This window comes from uncultured Streptococcus sp., from assembly GCF_938036805.1.
Taxonomy (GTDB): domain Bacteria; phylum Bacillota; class Bacilli; order Lactobacillales; family Streptococcaceae; genus Streptococcus.
The window spans coordinates 1-25840 of the sequence record NZ_CALHWC010000224.1 but is presented as its reverse complement, the minus strand read 5'-3'; the positions used below and the strand labels follow the sequence as shown (position 1 = coordinate 25840).

26 protein-coding genes and 3 tRNA genes are annotated in these 25840 nt (G+C 38.0%); 10 read left to right on the top strand and 19 right to left on the bottom strand.

The genetic code is table 11. The annotated features are described in order from the left end of the window. Window positions 1-73: 73 nt before the first annotated feature. The 11 genes from Q0191_RS09935 to ychF form a co-directional block, all read right to left on the bottom strand. Entirely contained in the window at window positions 74-556 is a 483-nt protein-coding gene (locus Q0191_RS09935) for a sigma-70 family RNA polymerase sigma factor (RefSeq protein ID WP_297666109.1), read from the bottom strand. 214 nt (window positions 557-770) lie between these two features. Beyond that, window positions 771-2738, bottom strand: coding sequence for an ATP-dependent zinc metalloprotease FtsH (gene ftsH / locus Q0191_RS09930; protein ID WP_297666107.1), 1968 nt, complete (start codon window positions 2736-2738; stop codon window positions 771-773). 17 nt (window positions 2739-2755) lie between these two features. Then, complete coding sequence (gene hpt, locus Q0191_RS09925) at window positions 2756-3298, bottom strand: hypoxanthine phosphoribosyltransferase (RefSeq protein WP_297666105.1); 543 nt, start codon at window positions 3296-3298, stop codon at window positions 2756-2758. An 8-nt stretch (window positions 3299-3306) separates the two neighbouring features. Next, window positions 3307-4581: a tRNA lysidine(34) synthetase TilS gene (tilS, locus tag Q0191_RS09920; RefSeq protein WP_297666103.1), complete on the bottom strand. Its 1275-nt coding sequence runs from the start codon at window positions 4579-4581 to the stop codon at window positions 3307-3309. Then, window positions 4578-5861, bottom strand: coding sequence for a serine hydrolase (locus Q0191_RS09915; RefSeq protein WP_297666101.1), 1284 nt, complete (start codon window positions 5859-5861; stop codon window positions 4578-4580). The genes tilS and Q0191_RS09915 overlap by 4 nt, the downstream gene beginning before the upstream one ends. Then, window positions 5854-5982, bottom strand: a complete 129-nt coding sequence (locus tag Q0191_RS09910; RefSeq protein WP_125372373.1) for an SP_0009 family protein — start codon at window positions 5980-5982, stop codon at window positions 5854-5856. Before Q0191_RS09910 ends, Q0191_RS09915 begins: the two co-directional genes overlap by 8 nt. Window positions 5983-5984: 2 nt before the next feature. Beyond that, the gene (locus Q0191_RS09905) at window positions 5985-6353 is read right to left on the bottom strand and encodes a septum formation initiator family protein (RefSeq protein WP_297666098.1); all 369 of its coding nucleotides are present in this window, start codon (window positions 6351-6353) and stop codon (window positions 5985-5987) included. Further along, the gene (locus Q0191_RS09900) at window positions 6346-6612 is read right to left on the bottom strand and encodes an RNA-binding S4 domain-containing protein (protein WP_005591371.1); all 267 of its coding nucleotides are present in this window, start codon (window positions 6610-6612) and stop codon (window positions 6346-6348) included. Before Q0191_RS09900 ends, Q0191_RS09905 begins: the two co-directional genes overlap by 8 nt. A gap of 88 nt (window positions 6613-6700) precedes the next feature. Beyond that, complete coding sequence (gene mfd / locus Q0191_RS09895; RefSeq protein ID WP_297666094.1) at window positions 6701-10204, bottom strand: transcription-repair coupling factor; 3504 nt, start codon at window positions 10202-10204, stop codon at window positions 6701-6703. Further along, entirely contained in the window at window positions 10197-10766 is a 570-nt protein-coding gene (gene pth / locus Q0191_RS09890) for an aminoacyl-tRNA hydrolase (RefSeq protein ID WP_297666092.1), read from the bottom strand. Before pth ends, mfd begins: the two co-directional genes overlap by 8 nt. A 72-nt stretch (window positions 10767-10838) precedes the next feature. Continuing rightward, the gene (gene ychF, locus Q0191_RS09885) at window positions 10839-11954 is read right to left on the bottom strand and encodes a redox-regulated ATPase YchF (RefSeq protein ID WP_297666090.1); all 1116 of its coding nucleotides are present in this window, start codon (window positions 11952-11954) and stop codon (window positions 10839-10841) included. Window positions 11955-12119: 165 nt separating this feature from the next. On the opposite strand from ychF, the gene Q0191_RS09880 reads away from it, so the two are divergent. Further along, window positions 12120-12614: a DUF1307 domain-containing protein gene (locus Q0191_RS09880; protein ID WP_297666088.1), complete on the top strand. Its 495-nt coding sequence runs from the start codon at window positions 12120-12122 to the stop codon at window positions 12612-12614. Between the two features lie 241 nt (window positions 12615-12855). Here Q0191_RS09880 and Q0191_RS09875 read toward each other — a convergent pair whose 3' ends face one another. The 5 genes from Q0191_RS09875 to Q0191_RS09855 all read right to left on the bottom strand — a co-directional run bounded on the left by Q0191_RS09875 (window position 12856) and on the right by Q0191_RS09855 (window position 18082). Continuing rightward, the gene (locus Q0191_RS09875) at window positions 12856-13050 is read right to left on the bottom strand and encodes a DUF951 domain-containing protein (protein ID WP_005591376.1); all 195 of its coding nucleotides are present in this window, start codon (window positions 13048-13050) and stop codon (window positions 12856-12858) included. Window positions 13051-13217: 167 nt separating this feature from the next. Then, window positions 13218-14354: a DNA polymerase III subunit beta gene (dnaN, locus tag Q0191_RS09870; protein ID WP_297666085.1), complete on the bottom strand. Its 1137-nt coding sequence runs from the start codon at window positions 14352-14354 to the stop codon at window positions 13218-13220. 157 nt (window positions 14355-14511) lie between these two features. Next, window positions 14512-15867, bottom strand: a complete 1356-nt coding sequence (dnaA, locus tag Q0191_RS09865) for a chromosomal replication initiator protein DnaA (protein WP_005591378.1) — start codon at window positions 15865-15867, stop codon at window positions 14512-14514. 212 nt (window positions 15868-16079) lie between these two features. Then, window positions 16080-16841: a ParB/RepB/Spo0J family partition protein gene (locus Q0191_RS09860; protein ID WP_297666083.1), complete on the bottom strand. Its 762-nt coding sequence runs from the start codon at window positions 16839-16841 to the stop codon at window positions 16080-16082. Between the two features lie 62 nt (window positions 16842-16903). Continuing rightward, a complete protein-coding gene (locus tag Q0191_RS09855) occupies window positions 16904-18082 on the bottom strand; it encodes a S1C family serine protease (RefSeq protein WP_297666081.1) in 1179 nt (392 codons plus the stop codon). Window positions 18083-18284: 202 nt separating this feature from the next. Between Q0191_RS09855 and rlmH the strand changes: the two genes are divergently transcribed. The 7 genes from rlmH to Q0191_RS09820 all read left to right on the top strand — a co-directional run bounded on the left by rlmH (window position 18285) and on the right by Q0191_RS09820 (window position 21484). After that, window positions 18285-18764: a 23S rRNA (pseudouridine(1915)-N(3))-methyltransferase RlmH gene (rlmH, locus tag Q0191_RS09850; protein ID WP_297666079.1), complete on the top strand. Its 480-nt coding sequence runs from the start codon at window positions 18285-18287 to the stop codon at window positions 18762-18764. 43 nt (window positions 18765-18807) lie between these two features. Further along, window positions 18808-18881, top strand: a tRNA-Arg gene (locus tag Q0191_RS09845). 176 nt (window positions 18882-19057) lie between these two features. Beyond that, window positions 19058-19183, top strand: a complete 126-nt coding sequence (locus Q0191_RS09840) for a ComC/BlpC family leader-containing pheromone/bacteriocin (RefSeq protein ID WP_045499896.1) — start codon at window positions 19058-19060, stop codon at window positions 19181-19183. Between the two features lie 22 nt (window positions 19184-19205). Further along, complete coding sequence (locus Q0191_RS09835) at window positions 19206-20531, top strand: GHKL domain-containing protein (RefSeq protein ID WP_297666074.1); 1326 nt, start codon at window positions 19206-19208, stop codon at window positions 20529-20531. Further along, window positions 20528-21271, top strand: coding sequence for a competence system response regulator transcription factor ComE (comE, locus tag Q0191_RS09830; protein ID WP_005591384.1), 744 nt, complete (start codon window positions 20528-20530; stop codon window positions 21269-21271). Before Q0191_RS09835 ends, comE begins: the two co-directional genes overlap by 4 nt. 62 nt (window positions 21272-21333) lie before the next feature. Then, a tRNA-Glu gene (locus tag Q0191_RS09825) sits at window positions 21334-21405 on the top strand. Window positions 21406-21410: 5 nt separating this feature from the next. Next, a tRNA-Asn gene (locus tag Q0191_RS09820) sits at window positions 21411-21484 on the top strand. 114 nt (window positions 21485-21598) lie between these two features. Here the strand turns inward: Q0191_RS09820 and Q0191_RS09815 are convergent. After that, window positions 21599-22993, bottom strand: coding sequence for an IS1182 family transposase (locus tag Q0191_RS09815; protein WP_297666071.1), 1395 nt, complete (start codon window positions 22991-22993; stop codon window positions 21599-21601). 193 nt (window positions 22994-23186) lie between these two features. On the opposite strand from Q0191_RS09815, the gene sdaAB reads away from it, so the two are divergent. Both sdaAB and sdaAA read left to right on the top strand, forming a co-directional pair. Further along, window positions 23187-23858: an L-serine ammonia-lyase, iron-sulfur-dependent subunit beta gene (gene sdaAB, locus Q0191_RS09810; protein ID WP_015606087.1), complete on the top strand. Its 672-nt coding sequence runs from the start codon at window positions 23187-23189 to the stop codon at window positions 23856-23858. Between the two features lie 8 nt (window positions 23859-23866). Further along, window positions 23867-24739, top strand: coding sequence for an L-serine ammonia-lyase, iron-sulfur-dependent, subunit alpha (gene sdaAA / locus Q0191_RS09805; protein WP_297666069.1), 873 nt, complete (start codon window positions 23867-23869; stop codon window positions 24737-24739). Between the two features lie 57 nt (window positions 24740-24796). Here the strand turns inward: sdaAA and Q0191_RS09800 are convergent, their stop codons facing one another. Together Q0191_RS09800 and Q0191_RS09795 are read right to left on the bottom strand one after the other, a co-directional pair. Next, a complete protein-coding gene (locus Q0191_RS09800; RefSeq protein WP_297666067.1) occupies window positions 24797-25453 on the bottom strand; it encodes a LysM peptidoglycan-binding domain-containing protein in 657 nt (218 codons plus the stop codon). Between the two features lie 187 nt (window positions 25454-25640). Further along, the coding region (locus Q0191_RS09795) for an energy-coupling factor transporter transmembrane protein EcfT (RefSeq protein ID WP_297666065.1) at window positions 25641-25840 on the bottom strand (200 nt) is incomplete at its 5' end.

Below are 25840 nucleotides of genomic sequence, written 5' to 3'. Positions count from 1 at the left end.
CCTCTAAAACTACCTTTAACTCAATAACTTAAAAGGGAAAGGCAACCTCTCCCTCTTACCTCTCCCTTATTCTCTATATCACCGTGCTGCTAAAGTCTATTAAATATTCCTCTAATTCTCGCAACAGGCTTTTACGTCCCTTAAAACGCTCATCGCCTAGTAAGCGATGGTATAACTCTAGTTGTTCTTTGTCTAACTTGGAAGTGTAGGCTGCTAACGAACTTCGAAGAGCGACTAAATCATCTAAGGCTAGTTCGCGCTTGCTCAGTCTATGACTAATGGTGCTGACTTCCTCATAGCATTGACGATCGAAGCGGCGTTTTTGGCTCTCTTGCTTTCGAAGAATGTCATGAATATGATTCCGAAATTTTGTCTTGAAGTAGCGATAGAGGCGACTTTCGTCTTGACTGATATCTGGATGGCTTTCTTCCAGCTGGTGATAAACCAGCATCCCCTCTTGTTCCCAGTCACTACTCTCCCATAAATGCACATAATAGTCCCGTGCGCAGCGCCGGACAATCCACTGCACTTTCTTATAGCGTTCCTTGAAGTTCATGTTATCTCCTTTTTCTTTGATAATATGATTCTACAAGAAAATCTTCTCCTTCAGGCCTCCTCTCCCTATCCTGTCTATTTTAAACCCCAACTGGTACCTAACAAAAAATTTTTCGACATCTCAGGATTATTTTGGGACATGTTAGACTTTACAGAATAAAAAATAGCTTGATTACCAATTGGTAATCAAGCTATTTCAATTAGAAAAGCATCTCTTATTTTTCTTCCATTTTGGACTTAATTTCATCATAAGAAAGGGCATGTGCTTCTCGTTCTAAGTCTTTCTCAGACTCTTCCGGCATCTGGCCAGTTTCATAGAGAGATTTAATTTGAGTGCTATCAAGCGTTTCATATTTAAGGAGCGCTTCAGCAATCAATTTGTGGGTTTCACGATTTGCTTGAATGATTTCTGCAGCTTTATCCCGAGCTTCATTTAATAACTTACGTACTTCCTCATCAATTTCATATGCTGTTTGCTCTGAAATTGATTTTTGCGGACTGGCTGCGCCAAACATAGCATGGTTACCTTCATATTGAACCGGGCCAAGTTTTTCACTCATACCGTACTCAGTAACCATTGCACGCGCCATCTGTGTAGCTTGTTCAAAGTCATTTGAAGCTCCTGTCGTTTGGACATTAAAGATAATCTCTTCAGCTACACGACCACCCATCAAACCTGCTAATTGCTCTTTCATATCTTCTTTAGAAAGAAGCATTTGATCTTCTTTAGGAAGTGCAATCATGTATCCGCCTGCACGTCCACGTGGTACGATGGTTACTTTATGAACGACACGCGCATTTGATAGAACAAGTCCGACAATTGTATGTCCCGCTTCATGATAAGCGACAATCTGACGATCACGCTCTGAAACTGTCTTATCTTTCTTAGACGGTCCTGCGATTACTCTGTCTTCTGCTTCATCAATATCATCTGCATCAATAACTTTCTTATTACGACGAGCAGCAACTAAAGCTGCCTCATTCAAGACATTTTCCAAATCAGCACCAACAAAGCCAGGTGTCTGTTGGGCAACTAATTTCAAATCAACGTTTTTAGCTAGCGGTTTATTCTTAGCATGAACGCGAAGAATAGCTTCCCGACCTTTCACATCAGGGCGACCAACCAAAACTTTTCTATCAAAACGACCTGGACGTAAAAGAGCTGGGTCAAGAACGTCTGAACGGTTTGTCGCAGCAATTACGATAATTCCTTCATTACCTTCAAAACCATCCATTTCAATCAAGAGCTGATTGAGGGTTTGCTCCCGCTCATCATTACCGCCACCGAGGCCAACACCACGCTGACGACCGACGGCATCAATTTCATCGATGAAGATAATTGCAGGCGCTGCTTTTTTCGCATCTTCAAATAAAGAACGAACACGGCTTGCTCCGACACCAACGAACATTTCAACAAAGTCAGAACCTGAGATACTAAAGAAAGGAACTCCTGCTTCACCAGCAACCGCCTTAGCAAGCAAGGTCTTACCAGTTCCTGGAGGGCCTTCCAAAAGAACACCTGCCGGAATTCGAGCACCCAGCTTAGTATAACGTTTTGGATCTTTTAGAAACTCAACAACTTCAACAAGTTCTTGTTTTTCCTCTTCTGCACCAGCAACATCTGAGAAGCGTACTTTGATATCTTCTTTATTGGCAGCACGAGCTTTGTTACGTCCAAAATTCATAGCGCCACGAGCACCGCCACCGCCTTGATTCATCATAGACATAAAGATGAAGGCGATGATGATAAATGGAACCAAGGAAATTAAAAGATTAATCCACATTCCACTGGAGCTTTCACGCTTAATAGTCACTTCTGTCTCATGCTCAGCAGCTAGCTTTTGCAAATCAGAAACTGTTGTATCTGATGGCAAAACAACACTAGTAAATCTGCTAACTTTTGAGATTTCCGGACTGAAAAACAGGATTCCTGTTGTATCTTTTGATTCTTTAGGTTTTTTGTAAGTACCCGATACCTCGATAATACTACCATTTGGCTGGTAGCTCATCTCTGTAACATTATTATTTTGGATTTCTTTTACTAATTGGCTGTAGTTGATTTGCTGGCTACGGCCTGTCGCACTTCCTGTAAAGAAATACTGAAAACCTGTAACAAGGACTACAATAATTAGAATATAGAGAAAAGGATTTTTTATAAAACCATTATTTTGTTTATTTTTCATTTATATCTAGTAAACCTTTATTTTGTATAAACTTCTTCTTTCAAGACACCTATATAAGGAAGATTGCGATAATACTCATCATAATCTAGTCCGTAACCTACTACAAATTCATTTGGAATTGTAAAGCAAGTATAGTCTGCCTCAATATCAACAATGCGTCCTTCTGGCTTATCCAACAACGTAGCAATTTTTACAGAAGCTGCATTTCTTTCTTTGAATAAATTACACAAATTCTTCAAAGTTTGGCCAGTATCGATAATATCTTCGACAAAAAGAATATCACGACCAGTAATATCTTGATCAATATCTTTGATAATATTAATCACGCCACTACTAGTTGTACCGCCATGGTAACTAGACACCAGCATAAAATCTAATTCAATATCTGTATCCACGTGTTTGATTAATTCGGCCATAAAAGGAACTGATCCCTTCAAAATTCCTACAAAAATAGGCTTTTTACCTTGATAGTCTGCTGTCAACTGTTGGCCCAATTTTTTTGCCGCTGCTACGATTTCCTCATGAGAAACCAATACTTTTTTAATATCTTGTTCTAGCATAATTTTACCTATCTAATTTTCTGAATATAAAGTACAGTACTCATTATATCACTTTTTAATTCCTTACTCAAATCACTGATAGCGATATTTACAATTGCCAAGATCTGCTGATTTTGCTCAACAATAATCGCTTTTTCGCGTTCTTCAAATGGAATTTTTTGATCAATGAATAGTCGACGAAGTTTTTTGTGATGCCCCTTCAAACGAAGACAATCACCTGTTTTTCTGTGACGTAAAAGAAGTGGTGTTTCACGTGAAACTGCAATCGCTTGAACATTTCCACCCTCCAAAGGAGTGCCAAATGAGAATTGATAGTCCTCAAATTGAAGTTGATTACCACATTCTAACAGAATTGACTCCATTTTCAAATCAGACCTACGACTGATTTTTCTGATTTCAAAGTGCTTATAATCTTTAATCAACTCATATCCATCCTTCAAAGGGTGGATATAATTAGCCTTGGTTCGTAAAATGCCTAAGATTTCTGCAAATTGTTTTTTAGTTAGATTTAAAGAAGGAAATCTCTTTAAATATTCCTGCAGAAGAAAATTTTGTACCTCTGGAATTTGTCGTTCAAACACTTCAAGTTTTGTAATGTCCAATCCCTGCGTCAGATGAGACAAAGCTACCTGCAATTCCTCAACTTCTTTTCCTAAAGAAATCAGAGAATCCTTAAAGCGTGGATTTTCCTTTTCAAGACTGGGAAGATAGAGATTACGGATCCGATTTCTGAGATAGTCATTTTGAAAATTGCTCTCGTCTTCAAAATGCAAAATATCAGGAAAGTCTTGCTTATGAAAACAAAGCAGAGGTCGGATTAATTCCCCGTTTGCAAAGGGTTGAACCTCTGTCATTCCAGACAAGTGGCGCAGCCTTGCTCCTCTTATTAACCTCATAAACACCGTCTCGGCCTGATCATCAGCATGATGAGCCGTTACTAAGGCCGTGTAGCCTTCTGTCAGCATGATTTCTTTAAAAAAACGATAGCGAAATCGCCGAGCTTTTTCCTCAGAAAAATCACCAGAAAAATTTGAGCTGAAAAATTTCACACCAAGTTGCTGGGCAAAATTTGACAGCTCTTTTTCTTCCATATTTGACTCTGGACGTTGCTTGTGGTTGACATGCGCTATCCCCAGCTCAATCTCCAGCTCTTCCCTATTCTGGTACAAAAGATGGAACAAGGTCATCGAATCCAAGCCACCAGAAACTGCTACCAACACTTTCCGATGATTTTGAAAATACCGCTTTTCCTGCATTTGTTTGCGAAACTTCTGATCGATCATTTCAGAACTCCGTACACATCATCCGCGATTTTAGAAATTGTATCGTAATCCGAATTATTCGTAAAAATAGCAATGATAAATGGCGAATCCGCATACACAATAGCGACATCATGCTTGAAGTCGTAAGCATCACCAATTTTATGAGCTACTTTTACATTGATGTTTTTAGAAATTCGCTGATTGTCATAATTTGTCTGAGATAAGGCATCGATAATCATGCCATTTTGCTCATAGATCGCTTCCATGACATTGCCAGCCATTCGAGCAGAGGCTTGTCTGCTTTCCACATCCCACTTCTTGCCTACAATTTTTTCAATAGTATTTTGAAATTGGCTATCAGATTGATTGCTTGTATAGTAGGCAAGGATATTGTGGGCCACATTATCCGACTCTTTTGCTACACCATTGATTAAGTCCTGCACAGAATATTCCTTATCATTTGCTGATTTGGAAATACTGCCGCTTCCCTCAGGGTCATAGGCACCTGCAAAATCATTGACAGCAGCTATATATTTTAACTTTTTATCCAAAGAAAGGCTATGATTATTTAGTTGCTTCTGGGCATAGTAAAGATAAGGAATTTTCGTCACACTAGCTGAGTACATTTGTTGATCTGGATTGATACCTGCTTCTTTGCCCGTTTCTAGCTGTTTTACATAAATAGAAAAATCAGCTTTTTTGTACTTAGAATTTAGAATCTCCTGAACCTTTTCCATCCGATTATCTTCTTGGGAAAGAAAATCAACAGAAACCCAACCTTGACCCTCTATTTTAGCGTATTCTCCCTTAGCTGTTTGAGCAATTTGTACTACCTTTACTTTGCTGTAAGCAGGTAGTTTGGCTGCAAGCTTTTTAGAAGAATTGATTGGGATAGTATCGTAGAGCACATAGTTAGGGACCAGCCATTTGTCCTGTTTGACATCTGTGATAGACTGAACCGTATCCTCATAAATGCTATTCTTATCTGCAATTACAAACTGGCCATTCTTTAATTTAAAGATAGGAATCCCAGCCTCATTCACGTGCAACTCTGTCAGCTCTAGTAGTTGATCTGGCAGAAGTTTCCCAGCTACCTTAGTCAAAGTAGCATCTGTAAAAGTAGGCGTTTCTTCATAAACATTAGGATTTGTAGGGATACTCGTATGGTAACGGCCATAAGCTGTACCCGTCAGCTGATACTTTTCTTCTTCGTCTAAAACAAGTTCCTTTTCAGTACTGATTGCTGTTTGACTGCTCCATAAGGCTGGCAGTAAAAATATCAGCAAAAGTAACTTACGCATGACCTCCCCTTTCCTTTTTTGTTTCTTGAAGTTTTAAAGCTTGATTCTTTTCGGATAATTCTGCTAGTTTTTCATCCGAAAAAGATAAAAATTTCTCTATATTTTGAAGTAAATTTTCCATGATTATTGTGGTAACAAATCTGGTGTTGTGTAAATGTATTCTCCTTCTTTTGAAAAAGAATACTTGGCACGAGCATATTTGGCAGCATAGCTATCATCTTTCAACTTAGTAGCGATATCAGACTGATAGCTCTTTTCTTCACCTAATTTTTTATATTTTTTTTGTAGTTGTGCATATTGAGCACGACGATTGAGTAATGTTTCGTAACTTTGGTATAAATTATAGGCTGGAAGAATAAAAAGTAGCATAACTAAAATTAGAACCCATCCCATAAAACGATTTCGTTTCCGACGCTCCTCATCGAGGTATCTGCGACGCTGATTTTCATCTTGGATAAAGCGATTATTTATTTGAACAATATTTCTAGACATTTTCTTCAATCCTTGTCTCACTGATAATTTCATACATTTTAGCGGCATCTTCTTTTTTAGTACTGTCTTTCATCTCAAGAACCCGCACTGTTAATAGCTTATTGCCAAAACGAACTTCAATTTGATCATTGATTTTCAAATCTGTCGAACTTTTTGCCAAGATTCCATTTACCTTGATACGGCCTTTATCTGCTACCTCTTTAGCTACAGGGCGCCGCTTGATAATGCGTGATACCTTTAAATATTTGTCTAATCTCATAGTCTTTTCCTCGATTTTCTCTTAATATTCTATCATTCTTTTGAAAGAAACCAAGCCAAAAAGCTGAAATTTTACCGAATTGTAATGTTTATTCAGCTTTTCGATTCTTGATTTCTACCAGTTTTTCACCAAAGTTCAGCAAATTTTCCAAAATCTCGAAATCTTTTTTCTTCCGAACATCAAAAACGACTTCGATCAAGCCTTTCTGTTCACCAATTCGAGCTTTTAGATTTGTCGCTGACAAGGCTTCAAAATAATCCTGGGTCAGATAGATTTGCTGAGAGATTTTTTCAAAACGAATGGTGACAGACTCTTGCTTCCGCTCAGCAAGCGCAACAAAAGCCTGATCAAGATAGGACTTGACTAAGCCAATCTCTAATAGGTAAGCCACTACGTCCGGATATTCTCCAAAACGGTCAATCAATTCATCTTGTAGATGTTCATAGTTTACACGATTGTCAATTTCACGAATTCTCTTGTAAACTTCGATTTTCTGACGTTCATCAGAAATATAATCACTCGGAAGATAGGCATCAATCTGAAGATTGATTTCAGCATTGCTTTTTTGACGCTTGGTTTCCTTACCTTGCTTCTTAGCAATGGCTTCTTCCAAAAGTTGAGAATACATTTCAAATCCTACAGAATCAATGAAACCAGACTGTGAACTTCCTAAAATGTTTCCCGCTCCTCGGATAGACAAATCCCTCATGGCAATCTTAAATCCAGATCCTAGCTCAGTAAATCCTTTAATGGCTTCTAGTCTTTTTTCTGAAACTTCAGTCAGAGATTTATCTGGCCGATACATAAGATAGGCATAAGCGATTCGATTGCTGCGGCCAACTCGACCACGAAGTTGATACAAGGTTGACAGCCCCATATGGTCAGCATTTTCGATAAAAAGAGTATTTGCATTTGGAATATCAACACCAGTTTCGATGATCGTTGTTGTGACTAAAATATCATATTCGCCATTAACAAAGTCTAAGAGGGTATTTTCTAAACGTACCTCAGTCATCTGTCCATGAACATAACCAATTGAAGCCTCTGGAATCAACTCTTTTAATTCTGAAACTTTTTGCTCAATGGTGTCAACTTTATTGTAAAGGTAGTAAACCTGTCCGCCTCGGTCTATTTCACGTAAGACCGCATCCCGAATAACAGTGCGGTTATTCTCTAAAACATAGGTTTGGACTGGATAACGATTTGTCGGTGGTGTTTCAATTACTGATAAATCTCGAATTCCTAACATCGACATGTGTAGGGTTCTTGGAATAGGGGTAGCCGTCAAGGTCAGAACATCAACCTTCTTTTTTAGTTCCTTTAACTTTTCCTTATGCTTGACACCGAAGCGCTGCTCTTCATCTATCACCAGTAGCCCTAAATCGGAAAATGTCACATCTGCCGATAAGAGGCGATGGGTACCGATAATAATATCAATCTGCCCTTTTTCCAATTTTTCCAGAGTCTCTTTTTGCTCCCCTTTACTTCTAAAACGACTGAGAACATCGACATTCACGGCAAAATCATTGAAACGTTCTTTAAAGTTTGTGTAGTGTTGCTGAGCTAAAACAGTAGTCGGAACCAAGATAGCCACCTGTTTATGATCGTTGACAGCCTTAAAAGCAGCCCGCATTGCCACCTCTGTCTTCCCAAAACCAACATCTCCAACCAAGAGTCGATCCATAGGACGGTCACTCTCCATATCCTTCTTGATTTCCTGGATGCTTCTGAGTTGGTCATCTGTTTCCACATACGGAAAGGCATTGTCAAACTCTACTTGATGTTGGTCATCACTAGAAAATTGAAAACCTTTTAATTGACTACGCTCTGCATATAATTTAATAAGGTCAGCGGCAATATCTTCAACCTGATGTTGTACTTTTTGCTTCGTTTTTTGGAAACGCCCATCATTTAACTTGTTAATTTTAGGTGCTTTCCCATCGCTAGCTACATATTTAGACAGAAGATTAATTTGATCCACCGGAATGGAGATACGATCTGCATTTTGATACTGAATCGTCAAATAATCTCGATGAACTCCTGAAACTTCAATCGTTTCAATTCCTAAATAGCGACCAATACCGTGGATATTATGAACTACATAATCGCCTTTTTCCAGCTCATTATAGTCTTTCAGCCTTTCAGCATTAGAAATATTTTGACGACGAATCCTACGTTTGATTTTTTTCTGAATCATCTCATGTTCAGTAATCAAAACGATTTTTTCATCGACAAAATTAAATCCTTGAACTAGATTTCCTTCTATGAGCTGGACAGCTTTTTCATGGATGTCTTTTTCCTTGATGTAATCTAAATGAATCTCATAATCCTGTAAATTTTTGTGTAAATTTTGTAAACTCGAGGCTGAATTTGCCTGCAAGACGACCGTATAATCCGATTTCCTAAAGCGATTGATTTCTTCTTTTAAGAGAGGAAACTGGCTAAAAAATTCCTGCATTGGATATTGATTGAATTGATAAAGTGCATCAAATTTTAGATTTCCTAAGCCTTTATGGAAATTAGAAAAAAATGTAGCAGGTTTATATTTACGATAGTCCTGATAATTATTTGCAAAGTATTGTTGATTTGACAGTGCTTTACTATTTTGTAAATCATCTGTCAAGATATTGGCAACTTCTAATTCAAACTGAGCATGCTTGTCCATTATCTTTTGAAAATCATCAAAAAATATAGGAGTGTGCGTTGGCAAATAGTCTAAAATAGTCCATTCTTTCTGATAGAAAAAGGAAAGAAATTTGCGAATATCTGCATGATGAAATTGCTCTCTAGCAGAACTCAATACTTCTTCTAAATAGGATTTCAAAGACGGATCGATAAGCGTAGAAAGAGCTGTTTCTAGATTTTTCTGTCCTCTTGCATAATCTTCTTCTGTAAATAGAAGGTCTGTGACAGGCTCTATCAAAATCTCTTCCACATTTTCAAGAGAAAGCTGATTTTCAGGATTGAAAATCCTTATGCCATCAATCTCATCACCAAAAAATTCTATCCGATAAGGATATTGAGCCGAGCGTTCAAAAATATCCAGAATATCCCCTCTCAGACTGTATTCTCCTTGGCTGAGAACTTGCGAAACTTTTTTATAACCGATCCTTGACAAAGACTTTACTAGCTTGTCAAGGTTATATTCTTTACTAACAGAAAGAATAAGCTCAGATTTTTTAAAAATATCAGGCTGGGGCAATAATAAGCGACTGGCTGCAACGTTGATGATCAGAATCCCATTTTTTTCTTTGTCTGATAAAAAATTCATGGCCTCTAACCGGGAAAAGATTTTTTCTTGAGATGAAAAAACAAACTCAGCCAAAGGTGTATCATCTGCCAAGAAAGTATAGACCTTTTCTTCTCCCAACAAAGAAATCAAATCACTAGCTAGACGCTCTGCTTCGTTTTGACTCGAAGTGATGACTAGGATTTTCTCCTGCTCTTCTAAGCTGCTAGCAATCGCCAAAGCTTTTGTTGAAGCTGAAAGTCCCATCACTAACTGCCGAGTCTTCTTTTGTAACTGTTTCTTCCAGTCTATAATTTGTTTGTTTCGACCAAATAGATCAAGTAGTGTCATTGTCTTATCCATTGTATTGTTGCATTGTTTGCTCAAAATTCTCAGTTTGTAAATAATGATTTACAGCACTGTCAACTTTCTCTAATGTATTTAAAATACTGATATAATCTTCCTGATCAAATTTCCCTAAAACATGATTAATAACTGACATATTATTTTTAGGTCTTCCAATGCCAATTTTCACTCGCTTGAATTCCTGTGTTCCAATATGTTTAATGATGGACTTGATACCATTGTGCCCGCCAGCTGAACCCTTGGTACGAAGACGGATTTTCCCAACTTCCATATCCAGATCATCATAGATAACGAGTAAGTCATCTATATCCAAGCCGTAGTAAGTGAGCAAGGCATGGACTGCTTTCCCACTTTCATTCATAAAAGTAGTTGGTTTTACAAAATAGACTTTTTCTCCATTCAAGAAAGTTGAAGCAATTTCTGCTTGAAAAATCTTATCTGCTGTAAACTTTAGATTTAATTCTTTACACATCTTGTCAACTAACATAAAACCAACATTGTGTTTTGTTTCAAAATATTTATCTCCTGGATTTCCCAATCCAACAATTAATTTTGTCATCTTACTCCTTTATAAAAGCCAAAAGGGCTGGAAATTCCTTTCCAACCTATGTATTTTAAATTTACACTTAATTTACACGTTAAAGCGGAATTCCATAATATCGCCATCTTGAACGATATATTCTTTTCCTTCTTCACGCAAGCGTCCAGCTTCTTTTACAGCCTTTTCAGATCCATATTTTACCAAATCATCATAAGACATCGTCACTGCTCGGATGAAACCTTTCTCAAAGTCTGAGTGAATGATACCAGCTGCTTGAGGAGCTTTCATGCCACGCTTGAAGGTCCAAGCCCGGACTTCCTTTTCACCAGCGGTAAAGTAGGTTCCAAGTCCCAATAGATGATAGGCTGCACGTGTCAATTTGTCTACACCTGACTCTGTCAAGCCGATAGCTTCCAGAAATTCTGCCTTGTCTTCATCATCTAGTTCAGAAATTTCTTCCTCTGCACGCGCTGAGATGACAACAACCTCAGCATTTTCTGTAGCTGCAAATGCACGAATCTGCTTCACATAGTCAATATTGTCTGGATCAGCCACCTCATCTTCACTGACATTGGCCACATAAAGAACTGGCTTAGTCGTTAAGAGAAAGAGACCTTTGACGATTTTTTGTTCTTCTTCTGTAAACTCAATTGTGCGAGCTGACAGACCGTCTTCCAGAACTGGCTTGATTTTCTGCAAAACATTGAATTCTGCTACTGAGTCCTTGTCCTTCTGAGTTCGAGCCATCTTCTCAACACGCGCATAGCGTTTGTTGATGCTTTCCAGATCGGCCAAAATGAGCTCCAGGTTGATGGTCTCAATATCAGCCATAGGGTCGACGAAGTCAGACTCACGACCCTGTTCCCGCATGACATTTTCATCATCAAAGGCACGGACTACATGGACGATAGCATCCACTTCACGGATATTGGCCAAGAATTTATTTCCCAGACCTTCCCCTTTTGAAGCTCCCTTTACAATACCAGCAATATCTGTAAACTCAAATGTAGTGGGAACCTTCTTTTGAGGTTTAATCAATTCTGTTAATTTGTCCAAACGAGCATCTGGCACCTCTACCCGACCGACATTTGGATCAATGGTCGCAAAAGGGTAGTTAGCAGCTTCTGCCCCCGCTTTTGTAATTGCATTAAATAAAGTTGACTTGCCCACATTAGGCAGTCCAACAATCCCTGCTGTTAAAGCCATTCGTATCTTCTCCATTCATCTTTTCAATCCAAACCATTATACCATAAATCCTTATCCTAAACAGCGGATTTGAATGAAAAATTTCCTGCTTTCGGGATAGAAATAGAAAATATTTCTGCAAAAAATGATACAATATAATTAATATTTTTATAAAAGGAGTTAGCCATGAAAAAAATGACAATTAAAACCTTTGTTCTTTCTTTCTTGACGATGTTTACTTTACTTTTTTTAGCTGCCTGCAGTAGCAGTCCTAAAAAATCCTATTTTCAATTGATTGACCAAAAGACCAAGCAAGACAGCCGGATCACTCTTGAGTACAAGGGCGATGATTTGCTGAACAATGAAACCAGCAATGTTTTCTATTATGAGCCTATCGGATTGACAAAAGATACCGCCAAAGAGCAAATTGGAGGCTACATGAAGACCCTGGAAAATATTAAAGGACTTACTAATAAAATCGAATATAAAGACGATCATTTGACGCAAAAGATGACGATGGATTTTAGCAAGGCAGATATCTCAGAACTGAAAAGCAAGCAGCTTATCCAAACAGATGGAGACCAAAAAGCTAATTATATCAGTTATAAAGAAACGGTAAAATCCCTTGAAGCTTCTGGTTATAAAGAAGTCAAAGATGGCAAATTTGAAGAACTTAAATAAAAGCAGAAAAACGAGGCTGGGACAAAAGTCCTAGCCTCTCAATTGTCTTTGGATTGTCGAGCAAGACGCAGTGGTTGAGTGGGCTCTACTAGGCTGATTTCATCAGCTTTTACAGCCCTACTCAACTGTGCGGAGGTGGGACGACGAAATCGAATTCTAACGAATTACCGATTTCTGTCCCAATCTCGTTCTTTGTTGATGAGGTATCTTATTCAAAATCAAGCTAAGTCTAAAATATAGACTATTCAATGACCTTCTTCATTTTTCTTTCAAAATCATATCTGCTCATCATGACAACGTGTTCGCAGTTGCTGCAGCGAATCTTGATATCTGCTCCCATGCGGACGACTTCCCAACGATTGGCCTTCTTGCCCGTTGACTTAATTGTACAGGCATGGGGCTTTTTCATTTCTACAAAAGTTCCAAGTTCGTACATCTTCTCTCCTTTTGACAATCTATTTTTTATTCTCTTAAATGAAAAATACAGATTGACTCTTTTCTCAACCCTAGCTGTATTATACCACAAGTTTAGAATCAGCTGGCTTGTAAATGATCAAAATAAGACAAGGCGGATCGAGTCAACCTTGTCTTAAATCTTATCTTCTAATTGGTACGGACTGGCGTGATCAGCTGGATAAAGTTTTCAGCATCTTCGCTTGGTACCAAGGTGAAAGGACGAACAGCTGAAATAAAGCTAATGGTCACCTTCTCACTATCGACTGCCTTTAGCGCTTCGATCAGGTAGGTAGGATTGAAGCTGATGGTCAAATCTTCTCCTGACACACTTTCTGTATCAATTTCTTCATTCACGCGCCCAACTTCTGGTGAATGGACATGAGCGCTGACAATGCCCTTCACAATTTCTAATTTCACGGTTCCGTTCTGGGTCGCATTAGACAGAAGACGCGACCGTTCCATGGCATGACGTAAATTATTGGTATTAAAGGTCACAACGCTTGAAAATTCTGTCGGAATCAAGCGGTCTGTGTCAGGATAGTTTCCTTCCAACAGGCGTGTATAGAAGCTGATATTTTCACTTCTAAAGAGAAGTTGGTTATTGGCAAAGAAAACCTCTACTGTTTCAATTTCGTCTGTGAACACAGCTGTAAATTCACGCAGAGACCGGCTAGGAATCACTACATCAAAGTCGTCACCCTTCTTGTCCAAAGTAATTTTCTTTTGGCTCATCCGGTGAGAGTCTGTCGCAACTGTTTTGAGGGATTGGTTATCTGTCAAAACAAAATGAACACCCGTCAAAATAGGACGACTTTCTTGCGTACTAGCAGCAAAAGCTGTTTCATTGATGATGTTTTTGAGGACTTTTGTTTCTAGAACCAAAGGACTGCTGGTAGAGACTTCTTGGATACGTGGGTATTGATCTGCATCTTTTCCTTTTAGCGTAATTTCTGATTTGCCGCTGGTAAGGACGATTTGTTTTTGCTCAATTTCTTTAAAATCAAGCACGATATCTGGCAAGCTAGAAATGACATTGATAAAGAAATTTGCTTCGAGAAGGATCGAACCTGGTGAAGTAATCAAGAGTCCAGCATTTTCATTTTGAACTGAAATGAAGTTTTCAATGGAAATTTGACCATTGGAACCAATCAAGTTAATGCCTTCTTTCGTTACATCAATTTTAACAGTTGATAAAATTGGAATAGCGTTTTTTGTACTGATAGCTCTTTTAGTTGTATTCAAAGCTTGTAGGAATAAATTTTTATTAATAGAGAAGTGAATCATAGGGACTCCTTTTATTATTTATGATTATTAAGTTAATAGTAATAGTAGTTCTTGTGGAAGCTGTGGAAAAAGGGAGCAAAGTATCTAAAATCAAGTTTTAAGACTTGTTCACAACCTGTGGAAAAAACTTCAGATTAGCTCAATCTTTTCCACACCCTTATTTTATCTTGTTTTTGATATTTTCGATTTCAAGTCGCAAGCTATCGTCAGTTTCGAGTCGGTTTTTGATTTTTCCATGCGCGTGAATGACTGTTGTATGGTCTTTGCCACCAAATTCTCGCCCGATTTTGGGTAGGCTATTGTCTGTTAGTTCGCGTGCTAGATACATGGCCACTTGTCTAGCCAAAACGATATTTTGGACTCGACGACTTCCCTTCATTTCCTTGACACTGACGCCATAGAAATTGCCGACCTCGGACTGGATTTTTTCAATCGGAATGACTGTTACCTGACTAGAGTCCTGCTTGCGAGCTCGAATAGCTTCAGCAGCGATGTCAATCGTAATTTCCTTGAGATTGCGGACTCTTGCAATGAGCGTAATATCATTGAGTGCCCCTTCTAGGTCACGGACATTCGAGTCAAATTGTCCGGCGAGGTACTCCAAAGTATCATTAGGGAAAATATAGTCCAGATTTTCGATTTTGTTTCGGAGGATGGCAATCCGCGTTTCAAAATCAGGTGGTGTAATATTTTGAGTGAGCCCCCATTTGAAGCGCGTGACTAAGCGCTCTTCCAAATTATCAAGATGATCTGGACTGCGGTCGCTGGTCAGCACAATCTGCTTGTTATCGCCATGAAGGGCGTTAAAAGTATTGAAAAATTCTTCTTGGGTAGAGACTTTTTTTCCGCCAAGAGACTGGATATCATCAATCAAGAGCAAATCCAAACTCCGATAGATTTTTTTGAAATTATCCATATCACCGAGCCTCAGATGCTCCAGAAAGTCATTGATAAAGGTTTCTGCCGGAATATATTTTACACGCGCATCAGGAATATTTTCCAAAATTTGATTGCCGATAGCATTTAGTAAGTGAGTTTTTCCTAGACCTGGACCGCCATAGATAAATAGGGGATTATAAGTAGTCGCTAGGTTTTCAGACACAGCCAAGGCTGCTGCTTTGGCCCAGATATTTCCATCCCCTTGTACAAAATTATCAAAGGTATATTTAGCTTTTAATCCAGTATCAATGGGCGGTAAACTTGGTCGAAATGGAGTTTTTTCAGCCTGTTCCTCCAGCTGATATTTGGAAACAAGGTCATGTCCTGCTTCTTCAAAGACGTATTTGGCTGTGATTTGATCGTTAAAAATTTCAAAGCCAGCTGTAAGAATAACGCCCACTAAGTTTTGCTCCCAAAACAGCTGTTTGACTGGGCTATCAAGAAAGATAGTGGCCTGATTATTTTCAATGGCTATCAATTTTGCTTCTGCAACAAAAAAATCATAGGTTGTCTGTTTTAGTTGAGCAGCTGAAAGTTCTAAAATTCTTCGCCAAAATTCTTGCTCTTTGGTCATTGCCTCCTCCTTTTCAAAAAATTATTCTCTCTGTCGACTCTCATTTTAACATAAAAAGGCTAAGTTTTCCACAACTTGTGGAGAAAAATTAACAATGTTTATAAGACTTATCCACAGATTGTGGATTATTAATAAAATCCTTATTTTTCAATATTTTAGGCTGCTTTTAAAGGTGGAAAAGTCTGTTAGTTTGAAAAAAGAAAATAACAGCCCTATTTCAGGCTGTTTATAATTCTTTGATACTCTTCCTCGTTTTCAAAAGGAATAACGATTTTTCCTTTTGAAGAATTTTTTAAGTGGATAGTGACATTGAGGCCAAGGAGTTTTTTTAGTTTTTCTTCTTCTGAATGGGAAAAAATTTCTTTGTTCTTCTTAGTCTTTGGCTTTTTAGTCTTTTGTAATGAAAGTTCAAGAGCACGAACGGATAAATTATCTTGAATGATTTTGTCCAGCCAAAAAACTTGCTCTTCCTTTTTGAGTGGAATGAGGAGACGAGCATGCCCTTGCGAAATCATTTCCTCTTTGACAGCGTCCATCATAAAAGCTGGCAGCTGTAACAGGCGGACAAGATTACTGATGTAAGGCCGAGATTTTCCCATGATTTTTGCAATTTCTTCATGGGTCAATCCTTTTTCAATCAGATGCTGATAGGATTCTGCTTCTTCAATCGGATTGAGGTCTTCTCTTTGTAAATTCTCGATGATGGCTTGCTTCATCATGTCATCGTCAGATAGGTCTTTAATGAGGGCAGGAATGTTTTCTAAGCCAGCAATCTTAGCAGCTCGAAATCGTCTTTCACCTGCTAAAATTTCATAACCAAATAAGGAAGATTTTCTCAAAATAATGGGCTGGATAATTCCATTCTCTTTAATAGAAGCTGCCAATTCATTTATTTTTTCTTGAGAAAAGCTTTTTCTAGGCTGATAAGGATTTGTTCGAATGTCTTTTAGTGGTATGTATTGATAATTTTCCATTTGTATATAGAATAACACACCTTTACGATCGTGTAAAGGTGTGTTGACAATTATGTAAAGTATTAGTTGTCACTTAAGTCTTGGGTTGATTTGGTCAGTTTGATGGTTGTAGTAGCTTCTTTACCATCCCTAAAGTAAGTTACTTTCAACTCATCTCCCAGAGAGTGTCTGTAGAGAGCAGATTGTAAATCACTGGTTGACTCAACATCCTTATCGTCAACTTTTGTGATGACATCGTATTTCTGAAGTTTATTTTCAGCGGGCATTCCTTCTTGCACAGAGCGAACAAGGATACCTGATTTTACAGATGAAGGCAGACGTAATTTTGCTAAGTCAGAAGTGGCGATATTAGATAAATCGAGCATTTGGATCCCTAGAGCAGGACGAGTTACTGTTCCAGTTTTCTCTAATTGCTTGATAATATTGACAACATCGTTTGATGGAATTGCAAAGCCCATGCCTTCTACAGCAGTTTGACCATTGTGAGAGATTTTGCTGGACGTAATACCGATAACTTGTCCTTGGATATTGATGAGTGGGCCGCCAGAGTTACCAGGGTTGATAGCAGCATCTGTTTGCAAGGCAGTCGTTGAAATATTTTGGCCGTCTTCAGATTGGAGAGTTACATTTCTGCCTAAACTAGAGATGATTCCTTGTGTAACAGAGTTAGCGTATTCTGTTCCGAGAGGGCTTCCGATGGCAATAGCAGTTTCTCCTACTGTCAGGGAGTTGGAATCTCCAAATTCAGCTACATCTTTCACCTTTTCAGAGTTAATTCTTACTACAGAAATATCAGAATAAACATCTGAACCAACGACCTCACCAGGAACCTTACTACCATCTGCTAGTAGAATATCAGGATTTTTTGCTCCATTTAGAACGTGAGTATTGGTAACAAGGTAGGCATATTTTCCTTCCTTCTTATAAATAACACCAGATCCCTCACTAGCTACTTGAGGATCACTGGTTGATTCATTATTGATCACTCCTTCTTGATTAGAACCTGTATAAGTAATCACTGATACAACTGCGTTTTGCACCTTTTTTACAGCTTTTGTGGTGTCGGTTGTGTTTTTATAAGATGTTGATACAGTGGTCTTTGAGCTAGAAGGACTAATATTAGCCATTTTATTATTAAGAAATGCAGTGGCTAAATTTCCTAGGCTTCCGCCAATAAATCCTACAACTAAAACAATAAAAAGCAACAAAGATTTTTTAAAGAAATTTGAAGCGTTTTTCATATTTTCCTCCTTGATTACAATTGATGAAATTATATAAATCTATTCTTAATTATAACTTAAAATTCACAAGTTTTCCACAAGTTGTGGAAAACTTATAAAAAATGTTGATGGAGGTTAGAAAATATATAGATTCAACAAGTTTTTCATAAAAAACTGATGTGAATAAAGTGTGAAATCCATGTGGATATGATAGAATGGAAATATGAAAATAAAGCTTGTAACCGTTGGAAAATTAAAAGAAAAGTATCTTAAGGATGGAATTGCTGAATATGCCAAACGCCTGAGTCGATTTTCTAAGTTAGAAATTGTAGAATTAGCAGACGAAAAAACACCAGATAAGGCCAGTGAGCTAGAAAATCAGCAAATCCTCGAAAAAGAGGGAAATCGGATCTTAACAAAAATCTCTGAACGAGCATTCGTGGTTGCTCTAGCTATTGAAGGAAAACAATTTCCTTCAGAAGAGTTTAGTTCGATCTTGAACGACATCACAGTTCGTGGCTTTTCTGATATTACTTTTGTGATTGGCGGCAGCTTGGGTCTGTCTCCCGCTGTCAAAAAAAGAGCCAATCTACTGATGAGTTTTGGAAAATTGACCCTGCCTCATCAATTGATGCGTCTTGTTTTGGTAGAGCAGATTTACCGGGCTTTCATGATTCAACAAGGGAGTCCCTACCATAAGTAAATCTTGACGATACTAGATTTTTCTGATAGAATGAAAAGGTATCGGTCTCATAGCTCAGCTGGATAGAGCATTCGCCTTCTAAGCGAACGGTCGCAGGTTCGAATCCTGCTGGGATCATAATATACACTATTCAGACACGAAAAATTTCGTGTTTTTTTATTATATTTTTGAGAAAACGACATTTCAGGAATAAAAAATGACATTTCAGGGAAAGATGACAGATTATTTGAAATTTTATTTATAATAGATCTTGTAAGGTAACCCTTACGAAAAAATTTTTAGGAGAATCTATTATGAAAAATACTCAGAAAAACTTTAAAACAATCGCTCAATTCCCAGCCTTGAATGAAAAAGAACTTAAAGAAGTTCTTGGAGGAGATTTTAGAAAGATAGGCCTTCCTCGAATTATTTTTAAGTAAAGGAAGTAATTAGGAGATAAAAATGATATTAAACTTCATTTTATGGTTTATATGTGAATTAATAGAAATTTTTGCAATTGTAAAAATATATAAAAAAGTAGAAAGTAAAGTAAAATCTAGATTTTACTTTATTTGTCTTTGTATTTTTACGGTTATTATTGCTCCTTTAGCATCTCTGATTAATTTATTACTCTATTACATCATCTTAATGGTACAACCTTTCCTTTTTTATGCTTATTTTTATAAGAAAGAAAAGTTGCCTAATTATCTTTCTTTATTTTTATCTTTTTTCCTTTATTTAGCAACTCAGGCTTCGTCTACCTTTTTTTCAGTTATTATTTCATCCATTACAGGGGATCAATTTGTAAAAAGTAATTGGGCTATCTTTTATATCACGATAAACAGTATCTCTGTTTTGTTTATGCTAAAATCTATTGATTATTTTGAATTTCAACTGAGAGATTTTAAAGACTCTTCCTTTAAAAAGACAGTTCAAAAGACTAATATTTATTATTTTCTAACGATTCTCATATTGAATGTTTCGCATTGGTTAAGTGAAGACGAGCATTTTAATAGTTTTAGCAGTATGCTAGCGACTATTTGTTTCTTGATCTTTATGACGACTCTTTTCTATTTGAAGGCGATTCGGGAAAAGTATGAAAAAGAAGAAGAGATTCGACAAAGAGAATTGGAACAGTTGCAGCTGCAGCAGTATACAGATGAAATTGTTTCTCTTTATAATGAAATTCGTGGCTTTCGTCATGATTATGCCGGCATGCTGACTAGCTTTCAGACGGCCATCAATACTCAAGATATCAAGGAAATTGAAAAAATATATCAAGAAGTTTTAGTTGATGCAAATTTAAAATTACGCTCGGATAAATACACTTATTTTGATTTGAACAATGTTGGTGACTCAGCTCTCCGAAGCGTTATGACGGAGACTTTGTTCAAGGCGCGTGAACACCAGATTGATTTAACATTCGAAGTCAAAGATCCTGTTGAGAAATTACCTATTAAGCTATTAGATGTGGTAAGAATGGCTAGTATATTGCTAAACAATGCTGTTGAAGGCGCAATTGAAAGCTATGAAAAAATGATTCATGTGACTTTAGTTCAACTCGATACAGAAATCATTTTTGTTGTAAAAAATTCCCGCAAGCAAAGGAAATTAGATTTAGAAGAAATTTATGAACCAGAGTTCTCAACGAAAGGTTATCGAAGAGGCTTAGGTTTAAATAATCTGAAAGAAATTTTAGAGAATTATGAATATATCATGCTCGATACAGAAATAAGTAAGTATGATTTCACCCAAGTATTAACAATTAAAAGAAGGAATAGTTTATGAGAATCTTAGCATTAGAAGATACCTTAGCCCACCAACTCCGCATGGAAAAAACTTTAGCAGAGATTGCTGAAGAAATGGGGCTCGATATCCAGGTCAAAATTACAGGAAAAATTCAGGAATTTAAGGACTACGTCGAAAATGAAGATGTCAATCAGATTTATTTTCTGGATATAGATATTAAAGGGGAAGAGACCAAAGGATTGGAGGTCGCTCGTTTTATTCGTCATCATAATCCATACGCCATTATTGTCTTTGTAACTTCAAAATCAGAGTTTGCGACCATGACCTTCAAATATAAGGTATCTGCTCTTGACTTTATTGATAAGGATATTAATGATGATTCGTTTAAAAAACGTATAAAAGAGTGTATCATTTATACGAAAAATACTTTAATAACAAACACCAACATGGTTGATTATTTTGAATATAGCTATCGAGGCAATGATGTGCGCGTGCCATTTAATGATATTTTGTATATCGAAACCTCAAGCTCCTCTCATAAGTTACGGATGGTCGGAAAAAACTTTATAAAAGAATTTTATGGAACGATTGCCAGTGTTCAAGAGCAGGATGAGAAAACCCAACGTTTCTTTGCTTCCCATAAATCTTTCTTAGTCAATATCGATAATATCTGCGATTATGATAAGAAAACAAAGGAAATTATATTTTATGAAGGCCGTCGTTGCCCAGTTTCTAGGCTAAGAACAAAACATTTAAAAGAAATTTTAAAAAATAAATAAAAAACTGTTGACAAAGATTCAAAACCTGATATAATAGAATATGTTCTGAAAAGAACATAGATGGTCCGTTGGTCAAGGGGTTAAGACACCGCCTTTTCACGGCGGTAACACGGGTTCGAATCCCGTACGGACTATACTATCCGCCATAGCTCAGTTGGTAGTAGCGCATGACTGTTAATCATGATGTCGTAGGTTCGAGTCCTACTGGCGGAGTAAAAGAGTTTCAGGTATGCGAATTACCAATAATAAAAAGAGGACAATTGTCCTCTTTCAGAACGAAGACAAACGTCATTTTTGGTGTTTGTCTTTTTGTATTTTCAAAACTATTTACTTTGTCATCTGATATTTCCATCCAAAAACCGGATTTAGAATAAAATAAAAAGGAATATTCTCTATCCATTTCACCAATTTTTTGATATTTAAACACGCCAAAGTAAGCCCAACCTTATCTTCCATTTTGGACTTTCCTTTCTCTCTGGTGTATCTCAAGTTATGATATTCCTTAGCAGTCCCAAAGAGTCGCTCAATTGTTTCTTTGCGCTTCTTATAAAGCTCCTTCATCCCTCTTTGGTGGCGAATCTCTTCACAAAATTCAAGATCATCTTTCCATACATGTCTTGTGATGACTTTCTGCTGATTCTGGCTTCGAGTACAAACAGATAATAGAGGACAAGCGACACATACTGTTGGATCACTCTTATACTCACGGTAGCCTGCTCGGGTCGTCGTGCGATAGGCTAACACTTGATTCTCTGGACAGAGGTAACAGTCATAGAAAGCATCATAAACAAAATCACCAGGTCTTAAGTTCCCCTTTACTCCCTTGGGGCGGGTATAGGGGAAGACAGGGATGATGTTTCGCTCTAATAAATAATGAGCAATAGCTGGGGTCTTATAGCCTGAGTCCGCAATAATGTAGCGTGGGGAGAAAACTTCTAACTGTGAAAAAAGGGCAGGGAAAGCCTGACTATCATGAACATTTCCTGCTTCAACCGTATAAGCCAAGGCCCAACCATGCTTATCACAAGCTACTTGGGCAGAATAGGCAAATACTTCCTTGTGTTGACCCTTGTGGAACCAACCACTCTCAGGATCTGTCCTTGAGATTTTCTTTTCCTTAGCCTCGCTTTCTTGTGCGGGCTTTAAGGACTTTTTTTCGTGTTTCCTCCTATCTAAATCAATCTCAACTTCCAACTGCTCACTCATAAATTTAGCTTGTTGGGCAACCATTTCCTTACGATATTTGTGATTGTTAGCTGCTGCTTTGATGTGAGTACCATCCACAAATATTTCCGAAGGATCAATTAAGCCAGCACATAAAGCTTGATGGAGCACTCGCGAAAATATCTCTGAAATTAATTCTTTATCTTGAAAACGACGACTGTAATTCTTTCCATAGGTGGTAAAATGAGGGACCTTGTCATCCAAGCTTAGTCCAAGAAACCAACGATAAGCTACGTTTACTTCAATATCTTTAATGGTTTGGCGCATGGAGCGAATGCCATAAAAACATTGAATCAAAGGGATTTTGACTAACATGACAGGATCGAGACTAGGACGACCATTATCTGGACTATAGGTGTCTTCTACCAAGTCATAGATAAAATCAAAATCAAGCTTTGAATCCACTTGGCGAAGAAAGTGATCCTCTGGGACCAATTCGTCGATCGTATAGAAGCCATATTGGCAGCGATGATAATCAGGTTTTTCTTTGTGAAACATAGAGAATACCTCACAATTCTTCTCACCTCTATTATACGACTTTACAAAAAGAAAAGCCCTTAGAAACTTGGGTTCTAAGGACTTTTTCTTCAATCTGAAAGAGGACAATTGTCCTCTTTTTTTGTATGATATGAGGCAGAAACTTGATAAGTTTGATATAATAATTTTAGAAAATATGTTCAAGAGGTTTCTTATGAAATCATTAAAATTTCAATCTGTTTTTGACATTATCGGGCCTGTCATGATTGGTCCTTCCAGCAGTCATACTGCAGGGGCTGTGCGTATCGGCAAGATTGTATCTTCGATTTTTGATGACACACCGACCGAGGTTGAATTTCAGCTTTTTAATTCCTTTGCAAAGACTTATCGCGGACATGGCACAGACTTGGCCTTGGTAGCCGGTATTTTAGGAATGGATACGGATGATCCTGAAATTCCTAACAGCCTTGAAATTGCCCATAAACGAGGTATCAAGATTGTCTGGACGATTCAGAAAGATAGCAATGCCCCCCATCCAAATACAACAAAAATCACGGTTAAAAACGCCTATAAAAGCATCAGTGTAACGGGTGTATCTATTGGCGGTGGAAATATTCAGGTGACCGAGTTAAATGGTTTCTCAGTCTCACTCAGCATGAATACGCCAACCATTATCATCGTTCACCAAGATGTTCCAGGTATGATTGCCCATGTAACGGAGGCTCTGTCCCGCTACAATATCAATATTGCTCAAATGACGGTGACTAGAGAAAAAGCGGGTGAGAAAGCGATTATGATCATTGAGGTGGATAGTCGTAGTTGCGAAGAGGCCATCGAAGAGATTCGGAAAATCCCCCATCTCCATAATGTCAATTTCTTTAAATAGGAGAAGAGATGTTTTATTCAATAAAAGAATTGGTTGAGCAGGCTGATTTAGATTTTAATGGAAATGTAGCTGAATTAATGATTGCGACCGAATATGAATTGACAGGTCGGGAAAGAGACGAAGTTTTACGTCTGATGAGCCGAAATCTTGAAGTGATGAAAGCCTCAGTCCTTCTTGGGCTTGATGAGAGCAAGTCTCGCAGTGGATTGACCGGTGGAGACGCAGCCAAGCTGCACCATTATATCCAGTCAGGGAAGGCCTTGTCAGATCACACTGTGCTGACTGCTGCCAAAAATGCTATTTCTGTCAATGAACATAACGCTAAAATGGGCTTAGTTTGTGCTACTCCTACGGCAGGCAGCGCTGGCTGTCTGCCAGCCGTCCTTACATCAGCGATTGAAAAACTAGATTTGACAGAGGAACAGCAATTAGACTTTTTGCTGGCTGCTGGCGCTTTTGGCTTGGTTATTGCCAATAACGCTTCAATTTCCGGTGCAGAAGGAGGCTGTCAAGCCGAGGTTGGCTCCGCTTCTGCGATGAGTGCAGCTGCTTTAGTTTTAGCTGCTGGTGGCTCTGCTTTTCAGGCGAGTCAAGCTATCTGTTTTGTGATTAAAAATATGCTGGGCTTAATTTGTGACCCAGTAGCTGGTCTAGTAGAAGTACCTTGTGTCAAAAGAAATGCTATGGGAGCCAGCTATGCCTTCATCGCAGCGGACATGGCTCTGGCCGGAATCGAGTCCAAAATACCTGTTGACGAAGTCATTGATGCTATGTACCAAGTAGGCTCTAGCCTGCCTACTGCTTTCAGGGAAACGGCTGAAGGAGGGCTAGCTACAACTCCTACCGGCCGTAGACTTTCAAAAGAAATTTTTGGAGAATAAATAGTATCTTTGAGTAAGAAAAAATGACTAAATATGTTTAGTCATTTTTTTATTATTTTAGTAAGCCCAAGCAGATAGTCCTTGTGCACTGTAAGCACGGTAAGCTGCTTGAATTTGATCTTCAACAGTTGCGGTAGATCCCCAACCTGGCATTGTTTGGAAAAGACCACTTGCTCCTGATGGGTTGTAGGCATCCACTTGGCCGTTAGATTCGCGGGCAATAATGTTTTCCCATGTAGATGCAGATACACCTGTCATTTCAGCCATACGAGCAGCCGCATAAGAACCTACAGCACCTGGAGTATTACCATTTGCGAGTACGACACTTGATGAATAGCCAGAGTAGTCTGTTGTTGCAGTAGCTGCAGGAGTTTCCGTAGCTACTGGTGCAGCTGGAGCTACAGGGGCTACTGGAGCTGGTGCGGGAACAGCTGGTGTTGCTGATGAGGCAACAGGTGCTGATGTTGTTTGTTTTGCAACATCTTTCAAATCACCCAATTCCAAAACTTGTCCAGTCATGATAAAATCTGGATTTGAAATTTTGTTCAATTCTACCAAACGCTCAACGGTTGTTTTCTTACTTTCAGCGATTTCTGATAAGGTATCTCCAGCTTTCACTGTGTATGACTCAGCACTAGCAACAATACCTGATGTAAACAATGTCGTTGTAGCAATCGTTCCTGCTAAAGCCAATTTTTTCACTTTTCTATTCATTTTAAAAAGTTTTCTCCTTTAGTTATAATACCATCATACACATTAGATATTACAATAAGATTACAAAAAGAATGCAAAGGTTACAATTATATTGAGATTTGCACATAAAAATATTAATTTAAAAGGATTTTTAGTTTATTTCATTAGATAGCAAGAAAAAATATTGAGATAAAACTTATACTATTCTCTATTTTTTCAAGAAAAAGAGTAAAATGCCGATCAGGAAAATAGAGAGAAGAGCAAGATTGTCCATCATTTTCCAAGAAAGTTGTCGATAGCGGCTTCTTCCTTCGCCTCCACTATAGCCACGCGCCTCCATTGCGATAGCTAAGGCGTCTGCCCGCTTGAAACTAGAAGCAAATAAGGGAATTAAGATTGGAATGATTG

Bases quoted from the DNA above. Each gene is read 5' to 3' on its own strand.
- Q0191_RS09935 (WP_297666109.1), bottom strand. From the start codon at position 556: ATGAACTTCAAGGAACGCTATAAGAAAGTGCAGTGGATTGTCCGGCGC.
- ftsH (WP_297666107.1), bottom strand. From the start codon at position 2,738: ATGAAAAATAAACAAAATAATGGTTTTATAAAAAATCCTTTTCTCTAT.
- hpt (WP_297666105.1), bottom strand. From the start codon at position 3,298: ATGCTAGAACAAGATATTAAAAAAGTATTGGTTTCTCATGAGGAAATC.
- tilS (WP_297666103.1), bottom strand. From the start codon at position 4,581: ATGATCGATCAGAAGTTTCGCAAACAAATGCAGGAAAAGCGGTATTTT.
- Q0191_RS09915 (WP_297666101.1), bottom strand. From the start codon at position 5,861: ATGCGTAAGTTACTTTTGCTGATATTTTTACTGCCAGCCTTATGGAGC.
- Q0191_RS09910 (WP_125372373.1), bottom strand. From the start codon at position 5,982: ATGGAAAATTTACTTCAAAATATAGAGAAATTTTTATCTTTTTCGGAT.
- Q0191_RS09905 (WP_297666098.1), bottom strand. From the start codon at position 6,353: ATGTCTAGAAATATTGTTCAAATAAATAATCGCTTTATCCAAGATGAA.
- Q0191_RS09900 (WP_005591371.1), bottom strand. From the start codon at position 6,612: ATGAGATTAGACAAATATTTAAAGGTATCACGCATTATCAAGCGGCGC.
- mfd (WP_297666094.1), bottom strand. From the start codon at position 10,204: ATGGATAAGACAATGACACTACTTGATCTATTTGGTCGAAACAAACAA.
- pth (WP_297666092.1), bottom strand. From the start codon at position 10,766: ATGACAAAATTAATTGTTGGATTGGGAAATCCAGGAGATAAATATTTT.
- ychF (WP_297666090.1), bottom strand. From the start codon at position 11,954: ATGGCTTTAACAGCAGGGATTGTTGGACTGCCTAATGTGGGCAAGTCA.
- Q0191_RS09880 (WP_297666088.1), top strand. From the start codon at position 12,120: ATGAAAAAAATGACAATTAAAACCTTTGTTCTTTCTTTCTTGACGATG.
- Q0191_RS09875 (WP_005591376.1), bottom strand. From the start codon at position 13,050: ATGTACGAACTTGGAACTTTTGTAGAAATGAAAAAGCCCCATGCCTGT.
- dnaN (WP_297666085.1), bottom strand. From the start codon at position 14,354: ATGATTCACTTCTCTATTAATAAAAATTTATTCCTACAAGCTTTGAAT.
- dnaA (WP_005591378.1), bottom strand. From the start codon at position 15,867: ATGACCAAAGAGCAAGAATTTTGGCGAAGAATTTTAGAACTTTCAGCT.
- Q0191_RS09860 (WP_297666083.1), bottom strand. From the start codon at position 16,841: ATGGAAAATTATCAATACATACCACTAAAAGACATTCGAACAAATCCT.
- Q0191_RS09855 (WP_297666081.1), bottom strand. From the start codon at position 18,082: ATGAAAAACGCTTCAAATTTCTTTAAAAAATCTTTGTTGCTTTTTATT.
- rlmH (WP_297666079.1), top strand. From the start codon at position 18,285: ATGAAAATAAAGCTTGTAACCGTTGGAAAATTAAAAGAAAAGTATCTT.
- Q0191_RS09840 (WP_045499896.1), top strand. From the start codon at position 19,058: ATGAAAAATACTCAGAAAAACTTTAAAACAATCGCTCAATTCCCAGCC.
- Q0191_RS09835 (WP_297666074.1), top strand. From the start codon at position 19,206: ATGATATTAAACTTCATTTTATGGTTTATATGTGAATTAATAGAAATT.
- comE (WP_005591384.1), top strand. From the start codon at position 20,528: ATGAGAATCTTAGCATTAGAAGATACCTTAGCCCACCAACTCCGCATG.
- Q0191_RS09815 (WP_297666071.1), bottom strand. From the start codon at position 22,993: ATGTTTCACAAAGAAAAACCTGATTATCATCGCTGCCAATATGGCTTC.
- sdaAB (WP_015606087.1), top strand. From the start codon at position 23,187: ATGAAATCATTAAAATTTCAATCTGTTTTTGACATTATCGGGCCTGTC.
- sdaAA (WP_297666069.1), top strand. From the start codon at position 23,867: ATGTTTTATTCAATAAAAGAATTGGTTGAGCAGGCTGATTTAGATTTT.
- Q0191_RS09800 (WP_297666067.1), bottom strand. From the start codon at position 25,453: ATGAATAGAAAAGTGAAAAAATTGGCTTTAGCAGGAACGATTGCTACA.